The organism is Ornithinibacillus gellani, assembly GCF_003730295.1.
Lineage (GTDB): Bacteria > Bacillota > Bacilli > Bacillales > Amphibacillaceae > Ornithinibacillus_A > Ornithinibacillus_A gellani.
Window position 1 is genome coordinate 146,052 of record NZ_QTSZ01000047.1, and the last position, 12,897, is coordinate 158,948.

Below are 12,897 nucleotides of genomic sequence, written 5' to 3' on the forward strand. Positions count from 1 at the left end.
AAAGGACCTCCCATATGGAAGATCCTTTGTTCACTCGGATAAAAGAAGTACAAATTATACGCTTAAGTAGTCAGTAAGATGCTCTTTTGCTAAGTAATTACCAACGAAAAATGCACCAAATTCGCCATATCTTGCACTTACTTCATCATAGCGCATTTCATAGACAATTTTTTTCAATTGCAGGACGTCATGAGCAAATAAAGTTACGCCCCATTCCCAGTCATCAAAGCCGATAGAACCAGTAATGACCTGTTTCACCTTACCCGCATATTTTCGTCCAGTTTTACTATGTTCATATAGAAGCTTTCCTCTTACTCCTTTTTCCAAGGTATACCAGTTATCATCGCCTTCGCGTCGTCTATCCATTGGGTAAAAGGACATATGGTTCCATTTTGGCAGAATTGGCTTCAGACGTTCCTGTGTTTCAGGTAATGTTTCCGGGTCAACGCCATCTTTTTGAGGTCGATATTTGGAAAGTTCAACAACTGATACATACGAATAGGCTGGAATAAGGAAGTCAGCTAAACGCGTTTTATTAAAAGCTGTTTCTAAATCAGTTAACTCTTCCATGGTGGGACGAAGGAACATAAACATTAAATCTGCTTTTTGTCCCACCACTTGATACATAACCTGGCTTCCCAGTTTATCATCTTCGACTTGCTCCCATTCGGATAGGAGTGCTTCGAATTCTTTTACAGCTTGCGCTCGTTCCTCCTGTGATACCTGCTTCCAGGAAGCCCAATCCATGGTGCGCAAATCATGCAAAGAATACCAGCCATCCATTGTTTCTACTGCTTCAACCATATGTGATCTCTCCTTCTTAATAATATTCGGACATGTTTTTACTATATCATAAGTGGGGAATAGTATTCAGTAGCTATAAAAATGCAACTATATACCGATAATATGGAAGGTGATGGGGTTTTCCCTGTTTTTCGGTTGAAAACACCTAAAATATTGTCAACAGATTGTCAAAGTTATCGGCTGTGACAAGAGAATATTCACGAAAAAAGGATTATGATGGTTATAGTGACATGTATAGTCAACCTAAAAAGATTTGGAGGTAATTGAATTGGATAATTTATTTCAACATCTTGAACGTAAAATAAAAGGCACTGGAAAATCCATCGTGTTTCCAGAAGCTTTGGATGACAGGATATTAACAGCAGCAAGCCAGTTGGGGGCTGCAGGGGTTTTGGAGCCCATCTTAATCGGGAATGTGCAGACCGTTCGCGGCCGTGCGAAGGAGCTGCAAATTGATATTGGTTCCTGTAAAATTATCGATCCAGAACAATATCCAGAATTTGATGTCTTGGTGGAGGCTTTCGTAGAGCGTCGCAATGGCAAGGCGACAGAGGAGCAAGCACGAGCCATTTTACTGGATCCAACCTATTTTGGAACGATGCTTGTATATATGAATCAGGCAGATGGACTTGTAAGTGGAGCAGTTAATTCAACTGCAGATACGGTTCGACCTGCATTGCAAATTATTAAAACAAAACCAGGTATTAAAAAAACATCAGGTGTCTTTATTATGGTGCGGGATGAAGAGAAGTATATTTTCGGTGATTGTGCCATTAATATTGCGCCAAGTAGTGAAGATCTTGCGGAAATTGCTGTCGCAAGTGCGCAAACAGCTAAATTATTTGATATTGATCCAAGCGTCGCTCTGCTTAGTTTTTCAACGAAGGGATCTGCTGTATCACCGGAAACAGAACGTGTAGTGGAAGCACTGCAACTGGCAAAAGACAAGGATCCTGCCTTAACGATTGATGGCGAGTTTCAATTTGATGCAGCATTTGTTCCAAGTGTCGCTGCTAAGAAAGCGCCAGATGCTATCCTGCAAGGGGATGCTAATGTATTTGTATTCCCAAGTCTTGAAGCAGGTAATATTGGTTATAAAATTGCACAACGTCTTGGTGGCTTCGAAGCGATTGGGCCAATCTTACAAGGGCTTCATAAGCCGGTTAATGATTTGTCCCGTGGCTGTCAAACAGATGATGTCTATAAATTGGCATTGATTACTGCCGCACAGGCAAAATAAGGTGAAAGCCAGTTAATCGGTGATAAAGTAATGACATACGAAAGGCAGGTTGGCATTTGAACGATAGGAGCCAACCTGCCTTTTCATAATCAGGTGCGTCAACAAGACGATAGGTCTATGAACAGATTCACTTATTGCTGTAGTTTCGCAATCTTTTCATTTCTCTTCCGCATTTGTTCATATCGTTTTTCAAATACAGCTAACTCATCACTAGATAAATCCTTCGTAAATATCACATCGTTACTGAGTTGTTTTAGAGCTGTCGCTGCCCGTAGCTTCATATCTTCAACAGTAAGTGTCATGCCGAGTAATTCGCTGAGCGATGCCATTTTTGCTGGAATGACGGTAGGATATTCAAATTTCGTTTCTGCTTGATTCCAGGCAATATCATAAAATTCCTTTACGCGGATTGCACGCTGTTGTGCATTGCCTTCCACATCTAAATAAATTTGAATTGCTGCGCCTTGTTTCACTCGTCGCTGGGAAATGCCTGCAAATTTTCTCCCGCCAATACTTAAATCATAATCACCAGGGCAATAGGAACCAACAATTTCGTATGCCTCAATTGCATCTGTTACATCAGCTAACATGAATTGAACAAATCGTACCATTGCTTCATAGCAATCATGAATAGAAATATGCTTCACATCTGGTAGGATCAGCGAAATGTTTAAGACACCTTTATCTAGTGCAACCGCTAAGCCGCCAGAGTTACGAATGATGACATGGTAGTTCTGTTGTGCAAGCATTTGTACACCTTGTTCAAGATATGGCAGTCTACCGTCTGGGATTCCAAGTACAATTGTGTTCGGGTGCACCCATAAACGAACTGTCGGTAGGGAATTGCCATCACTAACAGCTGTTGTAATGGCATCATCAATCGCAAAGGATGATATAGCTGTATTGGCTTTGTCAGCAATTTGTTGTTCATTTGAATGGTCCATAAAGCGAAAAGTGGGATGTGTAATGATGTCCTGCCAATTTTTCATAAAAATTCTCCTTATAAGATAAAAAGTAGCTGTTGAATAGCTGATTCATTGCATGCTTGTGCTGCTTTCATAATTATTTTCAAAAAATAATAAGAAATCTAACGTATAGCTGCCCCTTTTTTCCTGTGGCATTCTCCTATATAATATACTATATCAAAGACGGAAATTAGAAATGGGTGGGGAGTTTGGCATATAAAGATGAGCAATTACATGAGGAAAAAGTGTTCAAGGACCCTGTCCATCGTTATGTTCATGTACGTGATCGTGTCATTTGGGATTTAATCGCGACTCCAGAGTTTCAACGATTACGCAGGGTGTCTCAATTGGGAACGACAAATATTACTTTTCACGGAGCAGAGCACAGCCGATTTAATCATTCCTTAGGCGTGTATGAAATTGTCCGCCGAATCCTGTATAACTTTCGTGGGCTGCCACATTGGAATGATGATGAGCGCTTGCTATGCCTATGTGCTGCGCTGTTGCATGATCTTGGACATGGACCGTTTTCGCATTCATTTGAAAAGGTATTTAAACTGGATCATGAGTATTTTACCCAAGCAATTATTACCGGGGATACATATGTGCATCGAATTTTGGAACGTGTTCGACCAGGCTTTGCCAAGGATGTAGCAGATGTCATCGGCAAAACCTATGCGGACAAGCTTGTCGTTAGCCTAATCTCCAGTCAGATAGATGCGGATCGGATGGATTACCTGCAGCGGGATGCCTATTATACAGGAGTAAGCTATGGCCATTTTGATATGGAGCGAATTCTGCGTGTCATGCGTCCGATGGAGGATCAGGTCGTCATTAAATCAAGCGGCATGCACGCAGTTGAGGATTATATTATGAGTCGCTATCAAATGTATTGGCAGGTATACTTCCATCCTGTAACAAGAAGTGCGGAAGTTATCTTGACTAAAATACTGCATCGCGCCAAATATTTATATGAAAATAATTATACGTTTAAGCTGGATCCAACACATTTCCTTTCCTTCTTCAAGGGGAAGGTTTCACTAAAGGAATACATTCGATTGGATGAAACGATTGTTTATTATTATTTCCAGCAATGGCAGGATGAAGAGGATGCCATTTTAAGTGACCTTTGTGAACGATTCATTAATCGCCGACTATTTAAATATGTTGACTTTAATCCAAATGTACAGCTGCAGGAACTCATGCGCCTACAAGTGTTATTTCAGGAAGTCGGAATTGATCCGAACTACTATTTAGTCGTTGATTCATCTTCAGATTTACCATATGATTTTTATCGTCCTGGAGAGGAAGAGGAGCGACTGCCCATTCATTTACTCATGCCGACACATGAGCTGAAGGAGCTTTCCCGACATTCAGACATTGTAGATGCAATCTCCGGGAAAAAACGTACTGATCATAAGCTTTATTTTCCACTGGATTTTCTGGAGGAAAAAGGAGCAGCAGCAACAGAAATTATGGAAATATTGAGCAGGCAGGGAGAGATAGATTATGCTGACTAATCATGCCAATTTAATGCGCTTTTTTGCAGAAGCAAAGGAAATTACCGGCCGTAAAAAACTGCAAAAAATGATTTATATTTTGCAGGTATGTGGTCTACCATTTGAGGAAAAATATCAATTTCATTTTTATGGACCATACTCTGAGGAACTCTCCCTTCGGATGGAGGAATTATGTAATCTTGGATTTTTGCTTGAGACAAAAGAGGATAAAAGTAATTTCATTCAATATGAATATCGTGTGACAGCAGAAGGCTTAAATTTCCTTGAACAGTTTGCGGTTGACATGCCGCAGTTGCCGGATTTATTCACGATTTTGAAAGGGAAAAGTGCGCGCTTTCTAGAACTGGCTGCAACGATGCTATACTTTCGTGATTTGCCAAAAAACGAAGTGGAAGAAAAGGTGCAAGTAGTGAAGCCAAAACAAAACTATACACAGGATGAGGTTCAGGAGGCTTGGACATTTATCGATCAAATGATGACCAAAGCAAAAGGTACACACTAACAATTGCATCTAAGTATGAGGAAATGTTGAACCATCTAATCACTTGACAGAATAATACCTTTATCGCTAATCCAATATAACGAAGCAATTCGAAAGCATGCAGTCTATTCTGAGCTATGCTACAATGGTGGCAATCATGAAGACTGTGTAGAGGTAAAGGGAATATAAACGTACGGTCTGAAGAATGAATTGTAAGGAGGAATCATGCATGGATTCGAATCAGCCTAAAAAGAAGAGCAATGCATTTACCATTATAAAGGACGATCCGAATGATGGACATGGTGGATATGGGGTAGGTGCTATCAGCCTGGAAAACATGTCACCCGTTATTGTCGATCCGAATGAAGATAAGGCGTATATCGATATGGGGGCAATGCATGCCCGTAGTGAGGTAGAACGTCGGGTTAAATTTCTTCCGAATAAGGATGAAGTACCAAATGGCAAGCTATATTGGATCGTATGGGTGAACATGGAACGTAACGACCATGGTCCTTTTTACAGTGGTGTTGCGGCAAGCGAAATTCGAGTGGACCGCCCAATTAAGCGGGCCTATAAGTCGATGGCAGAACATGTAACCCATATGGAAAAATCATTAAAAGGCCATATTATTGTAGACCATATGGATGATAAATCGAAAAAGTTACTCGGGGATTTCCTCAAGGAGTTCGATGCGGCATATTGGGAAAATTCCACAGATGAATTAAAACAAGCTTTAGCTTAAGCAATTGCCAGCTGCCGTGTTGTACATTCAAGAACGATAGCTTTGTCAGGTCAGATATATAGTGAAACTTCAATCAGTGGGGGTTTTTGCACTTTCCCCACTGATTGTTAGTTGAACCAATCAGGCCCTTACTGGCTGTTAACCTGTGATAAAATTGAACAAATTGTGAACGAATCATGAATAATGGTGCAGGGGTATTGTACTTATTCGTGTAAATTTGTAAACTATTAGTACATGGGCTTTATCCTGTGTTACTAGGACAAAAAAGATGCCGACTGTGGCAGCGGATGGACACCGCTGGCTAGTCGGCTTCTTTTTTTTATTTTGGCGAATTAAATGGTTTTGTGGCGTGTTTATCTAAAAAAGACTTCAAACCATTTTTCCAATACGCCTTTTTGCTCCTCTGGCATATGATTGGCATGTGTGATACACATTTCAGTTGGTTCCTGTCCTGCTTCGAAATACATGATGCGACTTGTTGGACAACCCGGAGTTGCCCGCAGTCCGGTTTCGGGATCAATTGGTATTCCAATGACTCCTGGAGGCGGTATGAAAGGTGCTGCTTGCTTATTAGCATGAATACCTTCCATCAGATTGGCCCAAATTTGCTTCGCATACGTCGTTTCCTTCACTTTTTCTATTTTTCGATTGTCATCATAGCCAACCCAGATCCCTGTAACCGCACGCGGGCTAAAACCGAGCATCCAGCTGTCTGTTGGGGTAGAGCCGGATTTACCAGCGTACGTATGTGTGAGCTGATCTGAAATGAGGGAACCTGTCACAGCCATATAGCCGTCAAGCTCATGATCAAACATTCCAGTCATCAAATCGGTTAAAATGAATGCCTTTTTGGGATCAAGCAACTGTTTTTGTATTGGTTTTCGTTCGTAGAGGCTTTTCCCATTACTATCGACGATTTTTACAATCGTATGTGGCACTGTTTGTATTCCACCACTTGCAAGCATGCTATAGCCTGAAACCATCTCCTGAACAGATACAGCAGCTGTTCCTAATGCCAAGGAAGGCACAGCAGGTAGCTGCCCGGAAAAGCCAAACGTTTTGGCAGTATCGACCAATGTTTCCGGACCGAGAAATAAATTGGTCTTTACCGCATAGATATTGTCAGACAGAGCGAGCGCTTGTGCAAGTGTGATTGGTTTGTATGCGTAATAACCATTGAAATTACCCGGATTGTATGTTTCATCGTTTGGCAATTGAAAAACAGTCGGTTTACTTTCCAGCATCGTTCGTGCATTATAGCCATTTTCAAGTGCTGCATAATATAAAAAAGGCTTAAATGCGGAGCCTGGCATTCGTTTCGCTGCAACTGCCCGGTTAAAAGGACTCGCCATATAATCCCGTCCACCAAGCATGGCAGTGATGGCACCCGTTTTTGGTTGCATAACCATGGCACCAGTTTGTACATCGCTGTCAGCTGGGATGATTTGATGGACCTGCTTCATCAATTCATGCTGCGTTTCTTCAACGATGGTCGTATAAATATGAAAACCGCTTGAACGTACGGTTTCCGTATCCATTTCCAAAATGGAGGCGGCTTCCTTTAAGGCAGCATCGAGAAAATAACCATAAGGTCGCTTCACATCGACTGGAATTGGATTTGCATATGCTAGCTTTTCTTGTGAAGCAGTTGTAAATGCTTCATCTGTAAGGAAGCCTTCCTTTCGCATATTTTTCAAAATATGCTGCTGTCGTTTCGTAGCTCGATCGGCATCATTGAATGGGGAATAATAGGCAGGCCCTTTTGGTATACCAGCAAGCATAGCTGCTTCAGCGACAGAAAGCTCTGCAGCAGATTGATTAAAATAATATTTACTGGCTGCTTCAATCCCGTATGCACCATGACCGTAATAAATGGTGTTTAAATAACCTTCCAATATTTCGTCCTTGGAATAATGCTTTTCCAATCGTAGGGCATAAAAGGCTTCCTTTAGCTTGCGGCTGAATTTTTTCTCCGGTGTGAGAAATAAATTACGTGCATATTGTTGTGTTAATGTACTTGCTCCCTCTTTTAAGGATAGGCTTTTAATATCCTCTGAAATGGCAGCAAGAATTCGCCGATAGTCTAGCCCATGATGCTCGTAAAAGCGCTTGTCTTCTGTTAAAAGTGTGGCTTCAATAAGTGCTGGTGATATATCTTCGAGTGGGACCCAATAGCGACTTTCGACCCCTTTTTCTTCACCAATTACTTTGTCTTTATCATTTAAATAAATGGTTGTCTGTACCGTATGTAAATCAGGGGCAGGCATAAGAAATGCTGCAAGGTGCACAAGTGAAAAAGCCAATGCCAGCAACGAGATGCAGCCCGCAAAGATATATAATGGACCTATTTTTCGAAAAAATGTATGCATGTCTAAAACTCCCAGGTATGATCTGCTTCCATCATGCAAACAGATGTATTAAAAATATCGGGCTTTATTTCCCTTCATCATGACGACAAGTGTATGGATAAACAGCAGTCTATTACTTACATTATGGTGATCAAGCATCTGAATTAAACATCGTGCTGCACAAAAGCTCACCTCATCGAAAAACTATTGGGACTGCGCTTGCGCTCACCCCACCGAAAACACTTGTCTCAGGCACCTTCATGACCAACATCCTGTTGACCTCAAACCTTTGCTCTCCCACGTCTAAGGAGACACTGTGAAGTCAGGCGAAGCGATGACTGAACAGATGTCGCGCTTGTATCCGTAGTGGTGCATGCGAAGTATATTCCCTAAGCGGGGTATTCTACTTATTAAAAGTCGCTTTCTGATTGATTAGAAATAGCATTGTCCCTCCCTCGCTTACAGCCAGTTAATCTGTGATAATCAATAAGAGAAATGAAAACAAATTGTATAAAAAATGTATTGCTATCTATCGTTTCAAACCGATATAATTGACATATGTATGTAGGACTGGCGGGAGTGAAATCATGGATCAACAGGTAGAGATAGAATTACAAACAATCATTGATGATGAAGGACAGATGGAATACCATACGGTCCGGGAAATAGGACGTTGTTTTCAGAAAGGCAATCGAACCGTTCTGACTTTTGAAGAGAAAATAGAAAACGAAGTAATCAAAAATTTAATTACCATACAGCCTGAACGTGTATCCATCAAACGATCTGGTATTGTTGTGATGAATCAGCAGTTTCAATTGAAGCGTAAAACAGAAAATATTTTTCAGCATCCACATGGCAATATCCATATGGAAACATTTACACATACAATTGATTATGAACAACCTGCTCCGGATAAGCACCAAGGGTTATTGCAAATGACTTATACCGTACAGCTGAATGGTCAGGAAAATCGCGAGCATAAGTTAATCTTGCGTTTCGAGCCGTCACATTAAAAAAAGTACTTCAAGCAAGCGAAGACAAGTTAGGCCATGTCCAGATTGGTTTTCGCTTTTTTTCTGGCAGCATTTTTTTAAAAGGGTGTTGACTGAATGTTCATTCATAATATACAGTAGAGATAGATTGTTCGCTTGTTTTTTATTTTTTAGAAAAATGCAATCGCTATCATTTTGGGTTATGCTTATTATAAAAAGGGGGAGCGGGTCATGAATACGTTTGAATGGATCAATTTACTGGCATTTATTGCTGTCACCATATATGGAATTTATTTATTTGCCAGAGTTGTTGCAACGCGGGTCGCTTATATTAGACTAGGTAAAAAATCAGACTTTGATTTTGATTTAAAGAAACAGGTAAAAAAGATTATTACCATTGTATTTGGCCAATCAAAGCTCTTAAAGGATAAAAAATCAGGCACCATTCATGTCATGATGTTTTATGGTTTCATTCTGGTACAGTTTGGTGCCATTGACATGTTTATCAAGGGCTTGGCACCTGGTAAGCATTTGCCGTTTGGAGTGCTTTATCCCGGGTTTACCTTTTTCCAAGAAATTGTAACGATGACCATTTTGGTTGCGGTTATATGGGCGTTCTACCGTCGTTATGTCGAGAAGCTTGTTCGTTTGAAGCGTGGCTTTAAAGCAGGGCTGGTACTTGTATTTATTGGCACATTGATGTTATCTGTTTTGGCTGGAAATGGGATGGCACAAATCTGGCATGAAACGGGTACAGCATGGACGGAACCAATCGCTAGTGTCATAGCTTTGGCCTTTGGCTGGTTATCGCCACAAGCAGCAATGGTATTGTTTTATTTGGCTTGGTGGGTACATACAGTGACATTGCTCAGCTTCCTCGTATATGTACCACAATCTAAGCATGCGCATTTAATTGCTGCACCAATCAACGTATTTTTTAGTAAGCGTGTACCAGGTAAATTAAAAAAACTGGATTTTGATATAGATGAAGAAAGTGAAGAAGAGGATATCTCCTTTGGTGTTGGAAAGGTAGAGGATTTCGAACAAGTACAAATGATTGATTTCTATGCTTGTGTGGAATGTGGACGTTGCACAGATGTGTGTCCTGCTTCAACAACTGGGAAAATGCTCTCCCCAATGGATTTAATGATTAAAATTCGCGACCACTTGACAGATACGGGCGCAGCAGTTACAGGCAAGACAGCGTGGGTCCCTTCCTATTCGTTTTCCAATACGCCGGCTAACCTGGCTGCAAAAGGCGATGAATCAGCAGTTGCTGCGATTGAGAGCAGAAGTCTGATTGGGGATGTCATTACGGAAGAGGAATTAAACGCTTGTACCACTTGCCGAAATTGTGAGGAAGCGTGTCCAGTAATGAATGAGCATGTCGATAAAATTATTGATTTAAGAAGATATCTCGTCATGACGGAAGGGAAAATGGATGGCGATATTCAACGAGCTGTAATGAATATTGAACGTCAAGGAAATCCATGGGGCCTATCGAAGAAGGACCGTATTAAATGGCGTGAACTGGATGAATCCATTTATATTCCAACCGTGAAAGAACTGAAGAAAGAAGAAAAAGACTTTGAATACTTATTCTGGGTTAGTTCCATGGGTGCATATGATAGTCGCAGTCAAAAAATTGCCCTTGCATTTGCAAAGCTAATGAACCAAGCAGGAGTGAGCTTTGCCATTCTAGGTAATAAAGAAGCAAACTCAGGCGATACAGCAAGAAGAATTGGAAATGAATTCTTATTTCAAGAAATTGCTGAGAAAAACATCAAAGAATTTACCAAGCATGATGTGAAGAAAATTGTTACAATTGATCCACATGCATATAATATCTTTAAAAATGAATATCCTGATTTTGGTTTTGAGGCAGAAGTATATCATCATACCCAGATGCTTTATGATTTGGTGATGCATGGCAAACTGAAGCCGCAGCGGCAAATCCGTGAAAAATTAACCTATCATGATTCTTGTTATTTGGGCCGTTATAATGGGGTTTATGACCCACCACGTGAAATCCTTCGCGCCATTCCGGGCTTGGAGCTGGTAGAGATGGACCGTTCCAAAGAAAATGGCATGTGCTGCGGTGCCGGTGGTGGCTTAATGTGGACGGAAGAAACGACGGGGAACCGGGTGAATGTTGCAAGGACAGAACAGGCACTTGCAGTAGAACCGACTATGATTTCCAGTGCATGTCCTTATTGCTTAACAATGCTAAGCGATGGAACCAAGGCAAAGGAAGTAGAAGAGGATATTAGCACCATGGACGTTGCAGAAATTCTAGCACTATCTGTTTTTGTTGAGGAAACAGTTAAAACCGCATAAAAGTTATGGTAGAATGATAGAGGGCCATTGTGCCCCTATCTTTTCTTCTGAAATTGAGCGAGCGTTCAATCGCGGTAAGAGTGCAATCATGTGTATTGCCAGCTTGTACGTCATCTTTGGAAGGAACACTTATGAAGTCATCGAGAAAAGAAAGCGCTACCAATGTGATGGGAAGTAGTATGCTTGAAATCATACCAATGAAATAAAAACAGGAATGAAAGAGGGATGTAAGATGAGAAAGACCGTAATTGTAGCAGGTGCAAGAACTCCATTTGGAAAGTTTGGTGGATCTTTACGCACCTTAACAGCATCACAGCTGGGTGGAATCGCAATCAAGGAGGCTCTGAAACGTGCTAACGTAGAGGGAGCAGAGGTGGATGAGGTCATAATGGGGACCGTTCTTCAAGGAGGTCAAGGACAAATTCCATCTCGTCAGGCAGCCCGTGAAGCAGGCTTGGCTTGGAATGTAAAAACAGAAACCATTAATAAAGTATGTGCTTCTGGTTTACGTAGTGTAACCTTAGCAGACCAATTGATTCGGTTGGGAGATGAGGATGTCATTGTTGCTGGTGGGATGGAAAGCATGAGCAATGCGCCATATTTTCTGCCAGATGCAAGATGGGGAAATCGTATGGGGGATAAGTCTGTCAAGGATATGATGATTCATGATGGCTTAACCTGTTCCTTTACAGGTGTTCATATGGGGAATTACGGTAACTCCACTGCGGAGGAATTTGAATTGTCACGGGAAGAGCAGGATGAGTGGTCTTATCGTAGCCATCAGCGTGCGGTTGCTGCAATTGAAACAGGTAAATTCGCCGAAGAAATTGTTGCAGTGGAGGTACCTCAGCGGAAAGGTGATCCGCTTGTTGTTGATACAGATGAAGCACCCCGTAAGGATACGAGCCTGGAACGTTTAGCAAAACTACGCCCGGCATTTGATCCGAACGGAACGATTACCGCAGGAAATGCTCCTGGGATAAATGATGGTGCCTGTGCTTTTGTTGTGATGGCTGAAGAGAAGGCAGCAGCACTTGGGAAACAACCAATGGCAGTCATCCATGGACATGCAGAGGTTGCTGTTGAGGCCAAGGACTTCCCGCAAACACCAGGATTGGTCATTAATAAACTGTTGGAAAAAACAGGTCATCAAACAGAAGAAATCGATCTTTTTGAAATCAATGAAGCTTTTGCAGCTGTATCGTTAGCTAGCGGTAAAATTGCGGGAATTGACCCGGATAAAGTCAATGTAAATGGTGGAGCAGTTGCGCTTGGACATCCAATAGGTGCTAGCGGAGCGAGAATTATTCTGACGTTAATCCATGAGCTTAAGCGTCGGGGTGGCGGACTTGGTATTGCTGCGATTTGTAGCGGTGGCGGTCAAGGGGATGCCGTGTTAATTGAAGTTCCAAAACAATAAGGAGTAGGGGGCATTGTCCCCCTGTTCATGTATGGGGAGGAAAGCAAC

At 41.6% G+C, this 12,897-nt stretch carries 10 protein-coding genes; 7 read left to right on the top strand and 3 right to left on the bottom strand.

All coding sequences use genetic code 11. The features are described from left to right. Positions 1 to 54: 54 nt before the first annotated feature. On the bottom strand, positions 55 to 804 hold the full coding sequence (hemQ, locus tag DX933_RS14280) for a hydrogen peroxide-dependent heme synthase (RefSeq protein WP_123317106.1): 750 nt from the start codon (positions 802 to 804) through the stop codon (positions 55 to 57). A gap of 268 nt (positions 805 to 1,072) precedes the next feature. On the opposite strand from hemQ, the gene pta reads away from it, so the two are divergent. Further along, complete coding sequence (pta, locus tag DX933_RS14285; RefSeq protein ID WP_123317107.1) at positions 1,073 to 2,044, top strand: phosphate acetyltransferase; 972 nt, start codon at positions 1,073 to 1,075, stop codon at positions 2,042 to 2,044. A 131-nt stretch (positions 2,045 to 2,175) separates the two neighbouring features. Here pta and DX933_RS14290 read toward each other — a convergent pair whose 3' ends face one another. Next, positions 2,176 to 3,033: a lipoate--protein ligase family protein gene (locus DX933_RS14290; protein ID WP_123317108.1), complete on the bottom strand. Its 858-nt coding sequence runs from the start codon at positions 3,031 to 3,033 to the stop codon at positions 2,176 to 2,178. Between the two features lie 185 nt (positions 3,034 to 3,218). Here DX933_RS14290 and DX933_RS14295 point away from each other — a divergent pair, with 185 nt between their 5' ends. The 3 genes from DX933_RS14295 (at position 3,219) to DX933_RS14305 (ending at position 5,752) form a co-directional block, all read left to right on the top strand. Continuing rightward, on the top strand, positions 3,219 to 4,529 hold the full coding sequence (locus DX933_RS14295) for an HD domain-containing protein (RefSeq protein ID WP_123317109.1): 1,311 nt from the start codon (positions 3,219 to 3,221) through the stop codon (positions 4,527 to 4,529). Beyond that, the gene (locus tag DX933_RS14300) at positions 4,519 to 5,031 is read left to right on the top strand and encodes a YwgA family protein (protein WP_123317110.1); all 513 of its coding nucleotides are present in this window, start codon (positions 4,519 to 4,521) and stop codon (positions 5,029 to 5,031) included. Before DX933_RS14295 ends, DX933_RS14300 begins: the two co-directional genes overlap by 11 nt. A gap of 208 nt (positions 5,032 to 5,239) precedes the next feature. Then, a complete protein-coding gene (locus tag DX933_RS14305) occupies positions 5,240 to 5,752 on the top strand; it encodes a YwhD family protein (RefSeq protein WP_123317111.1) in 513 nt (170 codons plus the stop codon). Between the two features lie 353 nt (positions 5,753 to 6,105). Here DX933_RS14305 and DX933_RS14310 read toward each other — a convergent pair whose 3' ends face one another. Beyond that, positions 6,106 to 8,121 (bottom strand): transglycosylase domain-containing protein, encoded by a 2,016-nt coding sequence (locus DX933_RS14310; RefSeq protein ID WP_123317112.1) that lies wholly within the window; start codon positions 8,119 to 8,121, stop codon positions 6,106 to 6,108. A 566-nt stretch (positions 8,122 to 8,687) separates the two neighbouring features. On the opposite strand from DX933_RS14310, the gene DX933_RS14315 reads away from it, so the two are divergent. The 3 genes from DX933_RS14315 to DX933_RS14325 all read left to right on the top strand — a co-directional run bounded on the left by DX933_RS14315 (position 8,688) and on the right by DX933_RS14325 (position 12,849). Beyond that, complete coding sequence (locus DX933_RS14315; RefSeq protein WP_123317113.1) at positions 8,688 to 9,113, top strand: DUF1934 domain-containing protein; 426 nt, start codon at positions 8,688 to 8,690, stop codon at positions 9,111 to 9,113. A 210-nt stretch (positions 9,114 to 9,323) separates the two neighbouring features. Continuing rightward, positions 9,324 to 11,429 carry a (Fe-S)-binding protein gene (locus tag DX933_RS14320; protein ID WP_123317114.1) on the top strand — a complete coding sequence of 702 codons (2,106 nt, stop codon included), beginning with the start codon at positions 9,324 to 9,326 and terminating at the stop codon, positions 11,427 to 11,429. 232 nt (positions 11,430 to 11,661) lie between these two features. Continuing rightward, a complete protein-coding gene (locus tag DX933_RS14325) occupies positions 11,662 to 12,849 on the top strand; it encodes an acetyl-CoA C-acetyltransferase (protein ID WP_123317115.1) in 1,188 nt (395 codons plus the stop codon). Positions 12,850 to 12,897 lie beyond the last annotated feature (48 nt).